The sequence below is a fragment of the Aliidiomarina sedimenti genome, assembly GCF_003986955.1.
Classification (GTDB): Bacteria; Pseudomonadota; Gammaproteobacteria; order Enterobacterales; family Alteromonadaceae; genus Aliidiomarina; species Aliidiomarina sedimenti.
In genome coordinates this window covers 104,753-121,954 of sequence record NZ_PIPN01000005.1, presented here as the reverse complement: position 1 = coordinate 121,954, position 17,202 = coordinate 104,753, and the positions used below count along the sequence as shown (strand labels likewise).

The window sequence follows — 17,202 nt, the reverse complement described above, 5'->3', positions numbered from 1 at the left end:
ATGACTGAGAAGTTACAGAAAGTACTGGCCCGTTCAGGGCACGGCTCGCGCCGCGAAATCGAACAGATGATTGCCAGCGGACGTATCCGCGTGGACGGTCATGTGGCTCAGTTGGGCGAGCGTATTGAAGGCGAGGCCGACGTGCGTATCGACGGCCATAAAGTGGTGGTCAAAGACGAAACGTCCATGGTGTGCCGGGTTTTGATGTACCACAAGCCTGAAGGCGAGCTGGTAACACGAAAAGACCCCGAAGGCCGCCCAACCGTCTATGACCGTCTGCCTAAATTGCATGGTGCGCGCTGGATTGCAGTCGGCCGACTGGATGTGAATACATCCGGGTTGCTGCTGTTTACTACAGACGGTGAACTGGCAAACCGATTAATGCACCCAAGCCGGGAAATTGAACGTGAATATGCGGTCCGTGTGTTTGGCGAGGTCATGCACCATCACCTGCATAACTTGCGCGGTGGGGTGAAACTGGACGATGGGCCCGCCCGTTTTAAGAAAATAGTGCCAACGGCTGCCGAAGGGATGAACCAGTGGTTCCATGTCACCCTGACTGAAGGTCGCAACCGTGAAGTACGGCGCTTGTGGGAATCTCAGGGAATGCAGGTGAGCCGCCTGATCCGCGTTCGTTATGGTGACGTCAAGCTGGAGAAAGGCCTGGTTCAGGGGGCATGGATGGAGTTGCCGTTAGACCGCGTCAACTACCTTCGCAGACTGGTTGACTTGCCGAAAGAAGAGCAAAGCTTTGTTAGTATGACTGATAAGAAAGAAGGCAAGCGGCAACTGCAACGCGCGCGCCGAGCCGTGCGACGCAGTAAGCATGGCCGGGCGGGGTCAGGTAGCAAGCCGGACAGCTCTAAATCATCACCACGCAGTAAATCAAAATCACCGGCGAGGAAGCCTTCCACCCGCAATGGACGTTCTTCTTCCTGAATGGTCGCCTCGGCGGGCGCTAATACTGCGCTGGCCCTGGCGTACTGATATCTGGCCGTTTCAGGCGGTAGCTGCGCAGCAAGCAGTTGTGGATACTTTATGCAGACTGCAGCCCTTGCTGCAGGCACGTTCAATCCAGCTGGTGCTGCAGGTGCATTCGTCCTCTGCGGCCAATGCAGCCGAGCAGTTAAAAACGCATCAGCTCTCCTCTATTCAGCTTGATGTGGTTGATTATGCGGATATATGGGTGCGCGACTGCGCACCTTTTTATGTTCAGCAATCGGCTACATGCTCCGATCCGACATCGTTGCCCCATGAACCCGGCAGGGTTGTTAGTCTGCTCACTGGCTTTAATGGCTGGGGCGGCCTTGATCCGGATTTTGCCGATGACCTGGCGGCCCGCGACTGGCTTTGTAAGCGCTATCAGTTAGACCGCGAACCCCTTGATTTGGTCTTGGAAGGTGGCTCATTGCACACCAATGGCGAGGGACTATTGCTATATGTAGCCTCGTCAGTACTGGAGCCGAAGCGCAACCCCACTCTTAATCAGGAAACCTTGCATCAGTTATTTCGCGATAGCTTTGCAGCACGCAATATTATTGCCCTGGCACAGGGCTTAGTCTGTGATGAAACGGGTGGTCATGCGGACAATTTGCTGACGTTTTTAAGCCCGCGCACACTGGCGGTGACGCTACCGGACGACCCGATGCACCCTGAATACGAAGGGTGTCAGCAGACAGTTGCCGATTTACGTCAGCAACTGAGCGAGCAGCAACTGGCCGTCGAGTTACTGCCGTTACCGATGCCGCAACTGCAATTGAGCGAAGCCGAGGCGCTTAGTATACGACGCCGCTCAAATACATTGCAGCGTCCGCCAGGTATGCCCCTGTGTGCCAGCTACTGCAACGGTATCCGGCTTGGAGACATCTACGCGATGCCAACTTTTGGCGTGCCTGAAGATGCTCTTGCCCGGGGTTTAATTGAGCAGGCTGAACCCCGGCTGACGGTGATCGAGTTACCGGCAAGGGCACTGTTACCCGGCGGTGGTGGCTGGCACTGCGCCAGCCACGCCGTGGTTTAACGTAAGCGGAAAACGACTTCAACCTGTGCGTTAATGGCTTGCTGGCCAGGCTCTGAGACGTCCATTGTGCGGCTTTCAGCAGCCATGCGCATAACAGGGGAGCCGTTGCTGCTGCTTTCGCGGATGGTGATGATTGAACCAAGCTCGCGGTCGCTGTGTTCAGCGATCAACGTAGCCTTGGTGTGGGCATCATCAATGGCGCGCAATAAAGCCTGCTGCGACGCTTCGCTGGCATCTCCTAACTGATACTGAATACTTCCCACACGCGTGACGCCCTGGGCAAGTGCATAGTCGATCAGGTGGTCGAAATTACTGGCATCACGCAGGGTCACGTCAATCTGACGGCTTACCTGAAAACCGTCCTGTACGGTTTGATCGCCTTCTCGTTTATACTTCGGATGAATTGCCAGCTGGAACGAACGCATGTCTTCTCTTTTGATATCGCGTTGCTGCAACTGGTTTAAGATGGCGGCAGTAATTTGGTCGACCTGGGTTTTAATCGGGCTTAGCTGATGGCCGTCGGCTTCGACCCACAGGCTAAAGCGCATGGTATCGGGCACCACGTGCACCGTGCCCTGCCCGGAGACCACAATCTGGTCCTCATCGTTAGCGGTATTGGCCTGGGCGCTGCAACCGGCTACCAGCAACAGCGTGAGTGACAAAGTCGTGATGACTGAGATGAACGAAAAAGAACGCATGAATGTATCCTTGTTTAGTAAAACAGACGTATAGAACGATTGTGAAAACGAACTCAGTTGGAGCTTGGAACGGTTGCTGGTATAAAAGGTTCACTTTGAGCGTGATCGTTTCACTGGGTTTTCACCAGCATGCTAAGGATATCTATGGCAAAAGTTGAACCAGATGACAAGAAAGCAATCGAGCAGCGTGCGGTTTTTTTACTTGGAAGACGCGAGCACTCAGCCAGCGAATTAGCCCGTAAGTTGCGCGATAAGGGCTTTGCAGCTGATGCGGTCGATGAGGTCATCAGTGAACTGCAGGAACGCGGCTGGCAATCGGATCAGCGTTTTACTGAAAGCTATGTTCGACAGCGTATTGAAGCGGGCTATGGGCCGTTGAAAATTTATTCGGACATGGCACAGAAAGGCATCCAGAGAACGCTGGTTGAGCAGATCCTGGAATCCACCAACGTTGACTGGGTGGCTGTGGCAGCCGACCGATACCAGCGTCGCTTCGGCACCGAAGCGGCAACTGGGGATAAAGAAAAAGCCCGGCGTCAGCGGCATTTGGCCTCGCGCGGATTTTTGTCGTCGCATGTCTATGCAGCTATCAGTAAAGTGCATGAGGACGACGGTTGCTGAGCGCCCCGTAACGTATTTTTCGCAGCAAAAGACGCGGGTAATCTGAGTGCCAATCTCAGCACGTTATGGTAGGCTAATCGCCATTCTTTTTTCGAGCAACGAACAGATAAGTTAGGACATTTTCCATGAGTATGACCAGCGCCGAGATTCGTTCCGCGTTTTTAAACTTCTTTACTGAGCGCGGCCACGAAGTGGTCCCCAGTGGCTCCCTGATCCCCCACAATGATGACACCCTGCTGTTTACGAATGCCGGTATGGTGCCTTTTAAAGATGTGTTTCTGGGCACCGATAAACGTGGCTATACGCGAGCGACAAGTTCACAGCGTTGCGTCCGCGCCGGTGGTAAGCACAATGATCTGGAAAACGTAGGGTATACCGCCCGCCATCATACTTTTTTCGAGATGCTGGGCAATTTCAGCTTTGGCGACTATTTCAAACGTGAAGCGATCCAGTACTCCTGGCAGTTTTTAACTGGTCAGTTGGGGTTACCTGCGGAAAAATTATGGGTCACCGTGTTTGAAACCGATGACGAAGCCTATGATATCTGGGCCAAAGAAATCGGTGTACCGGAAGATCGGATCAGCCGTATTGGCGAGAAAGACAATTTCTGGTCGATGGGCGATACCGGACCCTGTGGGCCCTGCTCGGAAATCTTCTATGACCACGGCGCTGATGTCTGGGGCGGTCCTCCCGGCACCCCTGAAGAAGATGGCGACCGCTACATTGAGATCTGGAACCTGGTTTTCATGCAGTACAACCGCCAGCCGGATGGCACCATGGAGCCGCTGGCGAAGCAGTCGATTGATACCGGCATGGGTCTGGAGCGAATTGCTGCGATTATGCAGGGTGTGCATTCCAACTACGAAACAGACACCTTTGTCGCGCTGATCCAGGCTGCAGCAAATGCGGTCGGCTATGAAGATCTTAGTAACCAGTCGTTGCGCGTGATTGCCGATCATATTCGCTCCTGTTCGTTTCTGATTACCGATGGTGTTCTGCCCTCCAACGAAGGGCGCGGCTATGTGTTACGCCGCATTATCCGTCGTGCGGTTCGCCATGGCACTAAGCTGGGCGCGACAGAACCGTTTTTCTACAAGCTGGTGGATGCATTAATTAAACAAATGGGCGAAGCCTACCCCGAGTTGGTCAGCAACCAGCAGCGCATCGAACAGGCACTGCTGCAGGAAGAACAGCAGTTTGCGCGCACCTTGCAACGCGGACTGAGCATTCTGGATGACGCACTGAGTGAGCTGCAGGGTGACACGATTCCCGGCGATGTCGCATTCAAGCTGTATGACACCTATGGCTTCCCACTTGACTTAACCGCAGACGTTGCTCGTGAGCGTGATGTCAAAGTTGACGAAGAAGGTTTTGCGGCGGCGATGGACGAGCAGCGAAAACGTGCTCAGCAAGCGTCTCAGTTCACCACTGATTACACTAAGCAGTTGAAGTCAGAGCAGGTGACTGAATTTAGCGGCTATGGAAACACCTCAGATAGCGCTCAGATTGTCGAATTGTTCCACGAAGGCAAGGCGGTCGGCCAATTAGCTGCCGGTCAAAGTGGAGTCGTGGTGCTGTCACGCACGCCATTCTATGCCGAGAGCGGTGGTCAGGTTGGTGATATAGGTACGCTGAGTGCCGCTGACGCTGTTTTTAACGTGACTGACACCCAGTACATCGGGAAAGCCATCGGGCATCATGGTGAAGCTATAGCGGACCTCGCTATTGGAATGGAACTGACTGCAAGTATCGACGTGGAACGCCGTGAAGCAATTAAACGTAACCATTCGGCAACCCATTTAATCCATGAAGCACTGCGTCGGGTGCTTGGTGAACATGTGGCCCAGAAAGGGTCGTTGGTGGATGCAGAACGCCTGCGTTTCGACTTTGCCCATGGTCAGGCGGTTAGTGCAGAGCAACTGCGTGAAATTGAAACTCAGGTGAATACTGAAGTTCGTCGCAATACTGAGCTGACGACTGCCGTTATGCCGGTTGACGAAGCGAAAGCGAAAGGCGCGATGGCGTTATTCGGTGAAAAATACGACGACAACGTAAGGGTTGTGCAAATGGGCGACTACTCGCTCGAACTTTGCGGCGGGACGCATGTCTCTCGTACTGGTGATATTGGCTGTTTCCGCATTTTGCAGGAAAGTGGTATTGCGTCCGGCGTGCGTCGTATCGAAGCGACCACAGGTGCCGCTGCGGTTCGTTTTATCCAGCAGCAGCAACAACAACTGCAGAAACTGGCAGAGCTGACCAAAACTGATCAATCGACGCTGGTATCGCGTATTGAGCAATTACTGGACAAGCAAAAGCAGCAAGAGAAGCAACTTGCGGATTTGCAGCAACAGTTAAGCCAGCAAGCTGGCGCTAGCCTGATTGACCAGGTGGTCGACGTGAATGGCGTTAAGGTGATTATTGCGGAGCTGCAAGGCGCTGAAGCAAAATCGTTGCGCGGCATGGTTGATGACCTGAAAAACCAGCTAGGGGAAGGCATTGTGATGCTGGCAACCAGCTCAGATGAAAAAGTAAGTCTGATTGCAGGTGTAACTAAATCATTAACTGCTAAAGTTAAAGCTGGAGACCTGGTTAACCATGTGGCGAGTCAGGTTGGCGGTAAAGGCGGAGGTCGCCCTGATATGGCTCAGGCAGGGGGCTCACAGCCGGAAAACGTGGAAGTGGCCTTACAGTCTGTGTCGGCCTGGTTGAACGAACGATTATGAGTTTCTGACGTTGGTCGTATTTTCCTGCTCTTTACCCTTGCCACAGCAAGTTAGCGGTTAGACTTTAGCCAGGTTATGTTATGCTATAACGGCTATCCAAGGCTGGTAACCGAACGTGTAGCACGTCGTAGCACTATATGAGTATTGATATAGTGCTATTAAAAGAAAGGCTGGTAGTATGCCTGTTCCTCGGCGAGGTTCTCGTCAGTGGATCGAGTGTACTGGGAATAAGGTATTGAAGGAGCAGACGAATGTTGATCTTAACCCGCCGTGTAGGTGAAACCCTGATGATCGGTGACGACGTCACCGTGACAGTGTTGGGTGTGAAAGGAAATCAAGTTCGAATTGGTGTCAACGCACCAAAAGATGTGTCGGTACATCGGGAAGAGATTTACATGCGCATCCAGGCAGAAAAGGGCGAGAGTTCAACCGACTCGAACGAATAACCTTACAGAAAAGCTGGCTTCCGCCAGCTTTTTTGTATCTAGCGCTTAAAAGTTGCAGGTTATTTGCCCGAGTTGGCTAAATATAACGCAAACGATGGTGTGCTTTGCAAAAAGCGTTTGACATATTTTTGTGAGTCGCTATCATTCTGCCCCATCAAGTCGCGGTGAGGTGGCCGAGCGGCTGAAGGCGCTCCCCTGCTAAGGGAGTATGGGGTTTGTAGCCTCATCGAGGGTTCGAATCCCTCCCTCACCGCCATTTTTCTGCAAATTGTTTTTTATAAACAGTGACTGCATCAAAATGGTCCCGACTAGATAGATGTGTAAGTAACGACGCGCTCGTAGCTCAGCTGGATAGAGTACCTGGCTACGAACCAGGCGGTCGGAGGTTCGAATCCTCCCGAGCGCGCCATTCCTTTCCATCACATAACAAGTCTTTATAAGAGATATCAGCGCGCTCGTAGCTCAGCTGGATAGAGTACCTGGCTACGAACCAGGCGGTCGGAGGTTCGAATCCTCCCGAGCGCGCCATTTCTTTCCTCATATGATTTAAATCCTCATTGTTTCGACTATGCTTACCCTGAAGATTCAGGCGTGAAGCTATTGTTTTATTCCACCAAAGTTTAATCTCTTCCATGCCTGCTAACGTTGCATTTTTGTTGGCTTTCCTATGTAATGGTCGTACCACATGGAGATGAGATAACAGATGACTTCTATGCTTCTAGATGCAGTTACGCTGATGCTAATTGGCATGGCCACTGTATTTTGCTTTCTGCTTGTACTGACTGGCTGCGTGAGTTTGTTAACCCGCATGGCGCCGGAACAGGCATCGCCAGCCAAGCAACCACAATCTGCAGGCAACAGCCCGAATTCGGCCCATATGGCCGCGATTGCATCTGCTGTTGCCCAATATCGTAAATCCCGACATTCCAATTAATTTCGTATTATCAGGAGCCATTTCATGAGTAAGCCGCTTTACCTCACGGACGTTGTACTGCGTGATGCGCATCAGTCGCTGTTGGCCACGCGCTTTCGTATTGATGACATGTTGCCGATCGCCGAAAAATTGGATCAGGTTGGATACTGGTCGCTGGAATCCTGGGGCGGAGCGACCTTTGACAGTTGCATCCGTTATTTAGGGGAAGATCCCTGGGACAGAATTCGCCAGTTTAAGAAAGCTATGCCCAATACGCCGCAGCAAATGCTACTGCGCGGACAGAATTTACTTGGCTATCGTCACTACGCCGACGACGTGGTTGAACGTTTTGTCGCCCGGGCCAAAGAGAACGGTGTCGATGTGTTCCGTATCTTTGATGCCATGAACGACATGCGCAATCTGAAAACCGCGGTGAAAGCGACCATCGAGAATGAAGGGCATGCTCAGGGAACCTTGTCGTACACTGTCAGCCCGGTGCATACCATTGATAAGTGGGTCGATATGGCCCGTGAACTGGAAGACATGGGCTGTCATTCAATCTGTATTAAGGACATGGCGGGGTTACTTCGCCCTTATGAATGCGAGTCGTTGATTACCGCATTGAAAGACGCCGTTGACCTGCCGATTGCGATGCAATGCCATGCGACGACGGGGCTGAGCACAGCGACTTACCAAAAGGCGATTGATGCCGGGATCGACATGCTTGATACCGCGATTTCCTCAATGAGTATGACCTATGGGCACTCCGCCACGGAAACGCTGGTGGCCATGGTGCAGGGGACCGAGCGCGACACTGGACTGGATCTCGAGCTACTCGAAGAAATTGCTGCTTATTTCCGTGATGTACGAAAAAAATATGCGCAGTTTGAAGGTTCGTTAAAAGGGGTTGATGCACGAATCCTGCTGGCTCAGGTGCCTGGTGGCATGCTCACCAATATGGAGAATCAACTTAAAGAGCAGGGCGCACTGGACAAGTTTGATGAGGTGCTGAAGGAAATTCCAACGGTACGCAAGGATCTTGGCTACATCCCTCTGGTTACGCCAACGTCTCAGATCGTGGGCACGCAGGCGGTGTTAAATGTGCTGACCGGTGAGCGTTACAAGTCAATTTCAAAAGAGACCGCAGCGGTACTTAAAGGTGAATACGGCGCGACAGCTGCTCCAGTTAACGAAGAACTGCAAAAGCGTGTGCTGGAAGGCGCTGAGCCTGTGACCTGCCGCCCAGCTGATAATCTGCAGCCGGAAATGGAAAGCCTGCAGACTGAGCTGAAAGACAAGGCGAGCGAGCTGGATATTAAGCTGGCTGAGAACACTGAAGATGACGTTCTGATCTACGCGCTTTTCCCTGAAGTAGGGCTCAAATTCTTACAGAATCGAGGCAATCCTGATGCCTTTGAACCGGCGCCAGGCGAACAAGCCGAAGCATCGTCGGCGGCTCCTGCCTCTAAGGACAAGAGCAGCAGCAACGTTGAACGTTATGATGTCAATGTCGATGGTAAGGTTTTCTCGGTCCAGGTCGGCCCTGACGGCAGCCTGGCTGCAAGTGAAAAAGGTGCTCCAGCTGAGAAAAGTGAAGCGCCAGAATCTGCACCCACAAAAAACGAGGGCGACGAGGTCATTATTACCGCACCGCTGGCAGGCACCATGTGGAAACACAACGTCAAAGTTGGCGATGAAGTGGCCGAAGGGGACGTGCTGGTTATTCTTGAGGCGATGAAGATGGAAACGGAAGTGCGTGCTGAACACGCCGGCGTAGTTTCACGTCTAATCGCGAAAGAGGGCGACAACGTTCAGGTTGGTGATGAGCTGGTAGCGGTAAAGGGAGCATAAACCTTGGAAGATTTGCATAAGTTATGGGTTAGCACCGGACTGGCTAACATGCAGTGGGGCATGCTGCTGATGATTGCAGTCGGTGCGCTACTGATTTATCTCGCAATCCGGCATAAGTTTGAACCTTTATTGCTGTTACCCATTGGGTTTGGTGCGATCCTAACCAATATTCCCCTCGCTGGTCTGAGCGATGCAGGCGGTATGCTGTATTACATTTACGAGGTAGGGATCAGCACTGGCGTCTTTCCACTGCTCATTTTCCTCGGTGTTGGCGCTATGACTGACTTCAGCGCCGTACTCGGCAACCCGAAAATGTTTATTCTTGGAGCGGCGGCGCAGTTTGGTATTTTTGCGACCTTAATTGGTGCTATTGCATTGAATTGGGTGCCGGGGATGAGCTTTACGCTCGAACAGGCGGCCGCGATTGCGATTATTGGCGGTGCCGATGGTCCGACTGCAATTTATCTGTCTTCTCAGCTGGCCCCGGAGCTGCTCGGTGCCATTGCCGTTGCTGCCTACTCCTACATGGCGCTGGTGCCGGTTATTCAGCCACCGATTATGCGCTTGCTGACCAGCAAAGCGGAACGGCAAATAAAAATGGAGCAGTTAAAGCCGGTTTCAAAGAAGGCGAAAATCTTGTTTCCGTTAATGGTGTTGGTTCTAACCGCGTTATTATTGCCCACGGCAACGCCCTTGGTGGGAATGCTCTGCTTAGGTAATTTATTGCGCGAATCCGGGGTAGTCGAGCGCCTGAGCAATGCCGCACAGAATGAGATCATCAATGTTGTGACCATTTTCCTCGGCTTGGCGGTTGGCGCTCAACTGTCGGCCACATCGTTTCTTAATGTGCAAACCCTGGGGATTTTACTGCTGGGTGCTGTGGCCTTTGTGATTGGTACGGCAGCAGGCGTGCTCATGGCGAAGCTGATGAACGTACTCAGCAAAGACCCTATCAACCCATTGCTGGGTGCTGCGGGCGTCTCTGCAGTGCCGATGGCAGCGCGCGTGGTGAATAAAGAGGGGCTGGCTGCCAATCCACAGAATTTCCTGTTGATGCATGCGATGGGGCCGAACGTAGCCGGGGTACTTGGTTCTGCGGTTGCTGCGGGTGTTTTACTCGCTCTGGTTGGATAGCTAGAGACACGTTCTTCGCACTAGAGAGCAAGTAACATAGAGCCAGGCGGCAGACAGTCTTACAGCTGTCTGCTGCTCAAATAACCTGGCGTCAGGTAATAAACCACATCAGAGTATAGAAGGCAGCAATCACGGTGCTGATGACCAGAATGTAGATAAAGCCTTGCTTACCCTCAGTAAAGCTATACCCCCGGTAGGTCAGAAAGAGCATCCAAAGCAGGCATAGAACAAGAGGAATTAAAAATAGTAAACGGATCATCCGGGTGCTCCTGTGTCGGCACTTTGCTGGGACTGATGCAGCGCCGCGAAGTCATCGGCGGCTTGTTCTGCTTCGTTAAGTAATTTATCAAGACCGCCGATCAAGTCTGCTACAGTCGCAATATCGCCGCCTTTCATTGCATCTTCAAGGCGACCCGCCTTTTTCTCCAGCGCTATTAAGCCGAGGTTAGCCGAGGCGCCTTTTAACGAGTGGAAATAGCGGCGTGCTTCATCATGTTTTCCGCGGGTAATAAACTCTGCGACTTTCATCGCGCTTTGCTGGTAGCTGTCGACTAGCTGCTTGACCAGGCGTATATAAAGCGCCGCGTTATGATTGAGACGCGCCAGTGCCGAGGCAAACTCGATACCTTTCACCTGGGGATACTTATGTTGCTGCAGCGGCGGTGTTTCACGGACGCCGTCGTCGTCCGGTTTAGAGCTGTCATAAGGGCCTGGAATGGCCCATTTGCTGATTTGACTAAGCAGCATGTCTTCGTCAATGGGCTTCGGTATATGCCCTTGCATTCCCGCAGCGAGAGAGCGCTCTGCGTCACCAGACATCGCATTAGCGGTCATTGCCACAATTGGCAGTTGCTGGTAACTATAATTCTGACGAATGGTTTCGGCGGCGCGATAGCCATCCATCACTGGCATCTGAATATCCATTAACACCAGGGCGTAGGCTTTTTTCTGCACCATATTCACTGCGACCTCACCATTCTCGGCAATGTCCACCGAGAATCCGTGCCCGCGTAACAATTCCTTCGCTACGTGCTGATTAATTTCATTGTCTTCCACCACCAATAACGGTGCATTGCGCAAGGCAACCGGAACCCGTTCGGAACTAGCCGGATGAGCGATGGTATCGGTGGCATTTGCATAATCAGTATTGCTGTTCCCATATACCGCGGTATTCAGAACCCGCGCCAGGGTGGCGGTGGTATAGGGTTTGGTTATAAAGTCACAGGCACCGACCAGTTTTGCTTTCTCGGCCAGTTCTTCCGCGTAATACCCGGTCGCCAGAATGGCTTTGGGCATGGTCTCTGCAGCCAGTTTTTGCTGCATGGTTTCGACCAGGGTCAGGCCGTCCATGCCAGGCAGCCGCCAGTCGATCAAAACTATTTGATACGGAGTGCCCGCGGTTTCAGCATCGAGCATGATTTGCAGACCCTGTTCGGCACTGCGCGCCACTTTTGCGTCCATTTTGTAGGAGCGAAGCAATTCGTAGAGCATTTCCCGGGTACTGAGATTGTCGTCGATGGCCAGGATACGCACACCCTCGAGACGTTCCAGCAGTAACTGATGGTGTGATGCGTCCTGATTAGGCTGCAACGGCAACGCGATTTCGACGTAAAACGTCGATCCCTGCCCGGTCGCACTAATTACCCCCAAGTCGCCGTTCATAAGCTTGATCAGGCGTTGTGAGATGGTCAGCCCCAGCCCGGTACCACCAAATTTACGGGTAGTAGAGGTGTCAGCCTGAGTGAAGGCCTGAAACAGGTTTGCGCGCTGTTCTTCGTCCATGCCGATGCCGGTGTCCGTCACTGACATGCGCAACCAGACTTTATCGTCACTTTGTTCGAGCAAGGTACAGGAGACGTTAATTTCACCTTCATCGGTAAATTTGATCGCGTTGCTGACCAGGTTGACCAGAACCTGGTTGAGGCGCATGGGATCACCGACCAGCATGGTCGGTATGTTCGCGGGCAGATTGATAATGAACTCTAAATCTTTGTCGTATGCCTTATAGGCGAACATGTCCGCCAGGGTGCTGAGCACCTCGTCGAGATCAAAGGGAATATGCTCGATAGTAAGCTTATTGGCTTCTATCTTGGAGAAATCGAGAATGTCATTGATAACCCCAAGCAGCGCATTGGATGACGAATTAATTACTTTAAGGTAGCGTTGTTGTTTGGGATTCAGTTCGGTTTTAAGCGCCAGGTTAGCCATCCCCACAATGGCGTTAATCGGGGTGCGGATTTCATGACTCATATTGGCCAGGAAATCGCTTTTAGACTGGTTTGCCTGCTCCGCTGCTTCTTTTGCAGCTGCCATTTCAACCGTGGCTGCCTTGATTGTTGAAATGTCATAGTAGCTGCCGAGAACACCAATTAATTCGTTATGGTCGTTGTAGAGCGGGGCGCTGGCGTGCTCGACCCAGCGCGTCTGGTCGGCGGCTTCGCCAAGCTTTAATTTTAGTTCTTCACTGCTACATGCCTGCTGCCCCTGCAGGGTCGCCTGATCGCGCTGGAACAGCTCTTTATTGGCGGTCAAGGCATCGAATTCCTGTTGCGCAAAGTCCTCTTCATTGAGGTCGTTAAGGCCAAAATCGTCAAGGAAAGCCCGGTTGGCGCCAATTAATTTTAACTCGGTATTGCGCCAGTAAACCCGGTTGGGCAGGTCGTTGAACACCTGACGGAGTACCTGCGAGCTATCAGCACTGATGGTTTTACTCTGTCGGCTTTGCTGGTTGTCTATACTGATGGCAGTAGCCAGGGCGACCAATAGGGCGCTGGGAATAGTGATCCAAATACCAGGCAGAACGATAATAGAAAGCACTAATAACGTGCAGATCCACCAAAAATGATGCTGCAATACATTTAGCTGGCTGGGTTTAAATAAAACCTTCAAGTTAACTCCCTGCGCTGTATTTTACTGTCGAATATGGCACACTAGCCGCATGATAGCAGGAATTGTATAGGAATTGCTTTGTCGATGAATTTATCTGCACGCCTCGACGCTCTTCGTCAGCGCCAGCAAACAGCAACCCTTGCTGGAATTAATCGGGGTGTTGAGCGGGAAACGTTGCGCATTACCAATAGTGGTCAGTTAGCGCAAACCATGCACCCGCAGTCTCTTGGTGCCACCTTGACCCATCCGCTGATTACCACCGATTACGCGGAGTCCTTACTCGAGTTTATTACTCCGGTTTCCCGCTCGGTAAGGGAGACCCTGACCCAACTGCGGGATTTACATCGCTTTACCTATCGCCATATTGGGGATGAGCTTTTATGGCCATTAAGCATGCCTTGCTATGTTAATGAGCCCAAAGACATTCGTATCGCTGATTTTGGCTCGTCCCATGTGGGTATGATGAAAAGCACCTACCGTCAGGGTCTGACCCATCGTTACGGTGCTGTCATGCAGACCATTGCAGGTGTGCATTATAACTTCTCGGTGTCTGACCAACTGTGGGATGAACTGGCCGCGCAGGATGGGGCCAAGAATTGCAGCGACTATCGTTCGGAACGGTATTTTGACCTGATCCGTAATTTCCTTAAGCATGCCTGGGTCGTGCCGTACTTCTTTGGTGCGTCGCCCGTCGTATGCAGCTCTTTTACCCGATATAGCCCGGGTGACGTAGACCTGCAGTCATTTGGCGGTGGCATGAGTTACCGGCCGTACGCCACAGCGTTGCGCATGAGTGATCTTGGTTACACCAACAAAGAGCAGGCGGCACTGCGTATTTCGTATGATTCGGCGCAGCAATACATTGATGGCCTGCGTCGCGCGGTGTCGACACCATCCGAGCGTTTTGCCAAGATTGGTGTGCAGGACGACCAGGGCGAGTTCCGTCAGCTGAACAGCAATATTCTGCAAATTGAAAACGAATTCTATGCGCCGATCCGGCCTAAACGCACAGCGCACTCTGGTGAAACTCCAACCCAGGCTCTTGAGCGTGGGGGGGTCGAGTACATTGAAATTCGTGCGTTGGATACCAATCCCTACACACCAGTGGGGATTACCGCCGAGCAAATGCTGTTTCTCGATTTGTTACTCATGCATTGTCTGCTTAGTGACAGTCCCAAAATGAGCTGGGACGATCAACAGCAGGCAGGCAGAAACCTTACTCAGGTGGTACTTGATGGTCGTGACCCTCGGTTGCGGTTGCAGCAAGGACAACACCAGGTGCTGTTGAAAGAGCAACTTAAAGATTTGTTCAAGACGCTGGAACCCCTGGCAGAACTGATGGACAATGCAAACGGTGGTGATGCCTACCGTTGCGTTTTAGGTCATTTAGGCCCGCAAATCGATAATCCGGAACGGACCCTGTCAGGCCAGTTGATCGCCGATATGCGTAAAGCACAACAGCACGGACAGGGGTTTGCTATGCAGCTTGCTCAGCACTACCGGGAACAGCTGTTGCAGGAGTCGCTGGAGTATTACAGTGAAGATGAGCTAAAAGCGCTGGCGACAAAGTCGTTAACAGAGCAAAGCACAATTGAGTCTCAGCAAAGCGGGACCTTTGCGGCTTACTTGCAGGCTTATTTTGCAGCAGCAGAAGAGAAAAAAGAACGCGCCTGCTAGAGGCGCGTAAAAGGGATGTAGTCCAGGGGAAGACCAATCATGTGTAAATCGCTTACTTACTCAGAGGCGCAGCGAGGCAGAAAGTTCCTGTCGCTGGCAAAAAAGCGAAAAAAAATCACGATTGCTGTCTTAGCCGTTGTTTCCACGCTATTTTTAGGTGCATGCTCGACCGCTCCTCCGAAAGACCCCGAAAATATCTGTAATATTTTTGAAGAGCGTCGAGACTGGTGGCGAGCCTCTAAAGCGATGCGGGATGAATGGGGCGTACCGGTTCACGTACCTATGGCTATGATGTATCAGGAAAGCTCGTTTCGGTCACGGGCATTACCGCCGCGTAAGTATGTCCTGGGTTTTATTCCCTGGGGTCGGGTGTCCGATGCCTATGGCTATGCGCAGGCCAAAACCATGACCTGGGATGACTATATACGCGAGACAGGCAACCGCCGTGGGCGGCGCGACGACTTCGCTGATGCGATTGATTTTATGGGTTGGTTTATTAGTAAGAGCCAGCAAATTAATGGCGTGTCTAAGTGGGACGCCTATGCTCAGTACCTCAACTACCACGAAGGGTGGGGCGGCTATCAACGTCGTACTTATTTGCAAAAGCAGTGGTTGGTAGCAACCTCACGCCGCGTCGATCAGCGCTCACTGAATTACGCTGGTCAGTTACGTGGTTGTGAAGAACGGCTCAACCGTGGCTGGCTGCGCCGTTTATTGTTCGGTTAAGGGTAGTGGTTAAACGTATTGCTTAACGCCCGCCGCCAGGGAACATCCCTGGTGGCATTTTACCGCCCATTTGGCGCATCATTTTTTGCATGCCGCCACCTTTCATTTTCTTCATCATTTTTTGCATCTGGGTAAACTGCTTGAGCAGTTTATTGACGTCCTGCACCTGGGTACCGGAACCGGTCGCGATGCGACGTTTGCGTGAACCTTTTATCAAATCAGGATGTTCACGTTCTTTTGGCGTCATCGAATTAATGATAGCTTCCATCCGGGTGGTCAGGCTGTCGTCCATCTGCCCCTGTAGCTGGCCTTTCATGGCACCCATACCGGGCAGTTTGTCGAGCATGCCCATCATGCCGCCCATGTTCTTCATTTGCTGCAGCTGATCGCGAAAGTCTTCAAGGCTGAACTTGCCGCTTTTCATGACTTTCTTTGCCACTTTCTCGGCTTTCTGCCGATCAACTTTGCTCTCAACTTCTTCAATCAGGGAAAGCACATCCCCCATGCCCAGAATTCGCGATGCAATCCGGTCAGGGTGGAAAGGTTCGAGGGCATCATTTTTTTCGCCAACCCCAAGAAACTTAATTGGTTTGCCTGTTATATGACGGATCGACAACGCCGCACCACCGCGCGCATCACCGTCGGTTTTGGTCAGAATAACACCAGTTAAGGGCAGCGCTTCGTTGAAGGCCCGGGCGGTGTTAGCCGCATCCTGACCGGTCATGGCGTCGACTACAAATAGCGTCTCGATGGGGTTGATGGCTTTATGCAGGCGACCGATTTCATCCATCATCGCTTCATCAATCGCCAGGCGACCTGCGGTATCGACCAGTACCACGTCCATAAACTGCTTACGGGCCTGGGCAATGGCATTACTGGCAATCGTGACCGGGTCCTGGTCTACCGTTGAAGGGAAAAATTCAACATCCACTTCTGCAGCCAAGGTTTCCAGCTGTTTAATCGCGGCTGGCCGGTAGACGTCAGCACTGACCACCATGACTTTTTTCTTTTGCTTTTCTTTCAGGTGACGAGCCAGTTTGCCGACACTGGTGGTTTTACCAGCCCCCTGCAAACCCGCCATCATAATAACGGCGGGTGGCTGAGTTGCCAGGTCGAGGGGGACATTTGCCTCGCCCATGGCTGCTTCCAGCTCTTCACGCACAATCTTGATAAAGACCTGGCCTGGGTTGAGGTTTTTATTGACCTCGGCACCAATAGCCCGCTCTTTGACTGCCTTAATAAATTCTTTTACCACCGGCAGCGCGACGTCTGCTTCGAGCAGCGCCATGCGCACTTCGCGCAAAGTATCTTTAATATTGTCTTCAGTCAGGCGGCCGCGACCACCAATATTGCGCAGGCTTTGCGATAATCGTTCACTTAGATTCTCGAACATAGTAACGTTACGTCCTGTGGGAAAAGTTTGCGCTATTATACCTTAAGACGGTTGGGTTTGGCGATGTTGCGCAGTATACTCAACCCAACATGATGAACTTTCCTTAAAACA

The 17,202-nt window shown here is 52.1% G+C and carries 14 protein-coding genes and 3 tRNA genes; 13 read left to right on the top strand and 4 right to left on the bottom strand.

All coding sequences use genetic code 11. The features are described from left to right. Both rluB and CWE12_RS11230 read left to right on the top strand, forming a co-directional pair. A complete protein-coding gene (gene rluB, locus CWE12_RS11235; RefSeq protein WP_126789809.1) occupies nt 1–939 on the top strand; it encodes a 23S rRNA pseudouridine(2605) synthase RluB in 939 nt (312 codons plus the stop codon). After that, nucleotides 920–2,020 carry an agmatine deiminase family protein gene (locus tag CWE12_RS11230; protein WP_157981967.1) on the top strand — a complete coding sequence of 367 codons (1,101 nt, stop codon included), beginning with the start codon at nt 920–922 and terminating at the stop codon, nt 2,018–2,020. Before rluB ends, CWE12_RS11230 begins: the two co-directional genes overlap by 20 nt. On the opposite strand, the gene CWE12_RS11225 is transcribed toward CWE12_RS11230, so the two are convergent. Further along, a complete protein-coding gene (locus tag CWE12_RS11225; RefSeq protein ID WP_126789807.1) occupies nt 2,017–2,718 on the bottom strand; it encodes an SIMPL domain-containing protein in 702 nt (233 codons plus the stop codon). The two genes, CWE12_RS11230 and CWE12_RS11225, sit on opposite strands and share 4 nt — an antisense overlap. Nucleotides 2,719–2,862: 144 nt before the next feature. On the opposite strand from CWE12_RS11225, the gene CWE12_RS11220 reads away from it, so the two are divergent. The 9 genes from CWE12_RS11220 to CWE12_RS11180 all read left to right on the top strand — a co-directional run bounded on the left by CWE12_RS11220 (nt 2,863) and on the right by CWE12_RS11180 (nt 10,406). Further along, nucleotides 2,863–3,339 (top strand): regulatory protein RecX, encoded by a 477-nt coding sequence (locus tag CWE12_RS11220; protein ID WP_157981966.1) that lies wholly within the window; start codon nt 2,863–2,865, stop codon nt 3,337–3,339. Between the two features lie 125 nt (nt 3,340–3,464). Beyond that, complete coding sequence (alaS, locus tag CWE12_RS11215) at nt 3,465–6,062, top strand: alanine--tRNA ligase (protein WP_126789805.1); 2,598 nt, start codon at nt 3,465–3,467, stop codon at nt 6,060–6,062. Between the two features lie 251 nt (nt 6,063–6,313). Next, nucleotides 6,314–6,508, top strand: a complete 195-nt coding sequence (gene csrA, locus CWE12_RS11210; protein WP_126789804.1) for a carbon storage regulator CsrA — start codon at nt 6,314–6,316, stop codon at nt 6,506–6,508. Between the two features lie 163 nt (nt 6,509–6,671). Further along, nucleotides 6,672–6,764: transfer RNA gene (locus CWE12_RS11205), tRNA-Ser, on the top strand. 76 nt (nt 6,765–6,840) lie between these two features. After that, nucleotides 6,841–6,917, top strand: a tRNA-Arg gene (locus CWE12_RS11200). A gap of 42 nt (nt 6,918–6,959) precedes the next feature. Further along, nucleotides 6,960–7,036 (top strand) — tRNA-Arg (locus CWE12_RS11195). 175 nt (nt 7,037–7,211) lie between these two features. Continuing rightward, nucleotides 7,212–7,442 carry an OadG family protein gene (locus tag CWE12_RS11190; protein WP_126789803.1) on the top strand — a complete coding sequence of 77 codons (231 nt, stop codon included), beginning with the start codon at nt 7,212–7,214 and terminating at the stop codon, nt 7,440–7,442. Nucleotides 7,443–7,466: 24 nt separating this feature from the next. Further along, nucleotides 7,467–9,272: a sodium-extruding oxaloacetate decarboxylase subunit alpha gene (gene oadA, locus CWE12_RS11185; RefSeq protein WP_126789802.1), complete on the top strand. Its 1,806-nt coding sequence runs from the start codon at nt 7,467–7,469 to the stop codon at nt 9,270–9,272. Between the two features lie 48 nt (nt 9,273–9,320). Next, nucleotides 9,321–10,406, top strand: coding sequence for a sodium ion-translocating decarboxylase subunit beta (locus tag CWE12_RS11180; RefSeq protein ID WP_126789978.1), 1,086 nt, complete (start codon nt 9,321–9,323; stop codon nt 10,404–10,406). 91 nt (nt 10,407–10,497) lie between these two features. Here CWE12_RS11180 and CWE12_RS13625 read toward each other — a convergent pair whose 3' ends face one another. Both CWE12_RS13625 and CWE12_RS11175 read right to left on the bottom strand, forming a co-directional pair. Next, the gene (locus tag CWE12_RS13625) at nt 10,498–10,665 is read right to left on the bottom strand and encodes a hypothetical protein (protein ID WP_198675745.1); all 168 of its coding nucleotides are present in this window, start codon (nt 10,663–10,665) and stop codon (nt 10,498–10,500) included. Then, nucleotides 10,662–13,295: a response regulator gene (locus tag CWE12_RS11175; RefSeq protein ID WP_126789801.1), complete on the bottom strand. Its 2,634-nt coding sequence runs from the start codon at nt 13,293–13,295 to the stop codon at nt 10,662–10,664. Before CWE12_RS11175 ends, CWE12_RS13625 begins: the two co-directional genes overlap by 4 nt. Nucleotides 13,296–13,379: 84 nt before the next feature. Between CWE12_RS11175 and gshA the strand changes: the two genes are divergently transcribed. Beyond that, on the top strand, nt 13,380–14,972 hold the full coding sequence (gene gshA / locus CWE12_RS11170; protein ID WP_126789800.1) for a glutamate--cysteine ligase: 1,593 nt from the start codon (nt 13,380–13,382) through the stop codon (nt 14,970–14,972). A 39-nt stretch (nt 14,973–15,011) separates the two neighbouring features. After that, entirely contained in the window at nt 15,012–15,698 is a 687-nt protein-coding gene (locus CWE12_RS11165) for a transglycosylase SLT domain-containing protein (RefSeq protein ID WP_241984199.1), read from the top strand. A 22-nt stretch (nt 15,699–15,720) separates the two neighbouring features. Here the strand turns inward: CWE12_RS11165 and ffh are convergent, their stop codons facing one another. Then, nucleotides 15,721–17,091, bottom strand: a complete 1,371-nt coding sequence (gene ffh / locus CWE12_RS11160; RefSeq protein WP_126789799.1) for a signal recognition particle protein — start codon at nt 17,089–17,091, stop codon at nt 15,721–15,723. Nucleotides 17,092–17,202 lie beyond the last annotated feature (111 nt).

Coding starts and splice junctions, on each gene's coding strand:
- CWE12_RS11165 (WP_241984199.1), top strand. CDS start 15,012: ATGTGTAAATCGCTTACTTACTCAGAGGCGCAGCGAGGCAGAAAGTTC.
- CWE12_RS11220 (WP_157981966.1), top strand. CDS start 2,863: ATGGCAAAAGTTGAACCAGATGACAAGAAAGCAATCGAGCAGCGTGCG.
- oadA (WP_126789802.1), top strand. CDS start 7,467: ATGAGTAAGCCGCTTTACCTCACGGACGTTGTACTGCGTGATGCGCAT.
- CWE12_RS11180 (WP_126789978.1), top strand. CDS start 9,321: ATGCAGTGGGGCATGCTGCTGATGATTGCAGTCGGTGCGCTACTGATT.
- rluB (WP_126789809.1), top strand. CDS start 1: ATGACTGAGAAGTTACAGAAAGTACTGGCCCGTTCAGGGCACGGCTCG.
- CWE12_RS13625 (WP_198675745.1), bottom strand. CDS start 10,665: ATGATCCGTTTACTATTTTTAATTCCTCTTGTTCTATGCCTGCTTTGG.
- CWE12_RS11190 (WP_126789803.1), top strand. CDS start 7,212: ATGACTTCTATGCTTCTAGATGCAGTTACGCTGATGCTAATTGGCATG.
- CWE12_RS11225 (WP_126789807.1), bottom strand. CDS start 2,718: ATGCGTTCTTTTTCGTTCATCTCAGTCATCACGACTTTGTCACTCACG.
- gshA (WP_126789800.1), top strand. CDS start 13,380: ATGAATTTATCTGCACGCCTCGACGCTCTTCGTCAGCGCCAGCAAACA.
- csrA (WP_126789804.1), top strand. CDS start 6,314: ATGTTGATCTTAACCCGCCGTGTAGGTGAAACCCTGATGATCGGTGAC.
- ffh (WP_126789799.1), bottom strand. CDS start 17,091: ATGTTCGAGAATCTAAGTGAACGATTATCGCAAAGCCTGCGCAATATT.
- CWE12_RS11230 (WP_157981967.1), top strand. CDS start 920: ATGGACGTTCTTCTTCCTGAATGGTCGCCTCGGCGGGCGCTAATACTG.
- alaS (WP_126789805.1), top strand. CDS start 3,465: ATGAGTATGACCAGCGCCGAGATTCGTTCCGCGTTTTTAAACTTCTTT.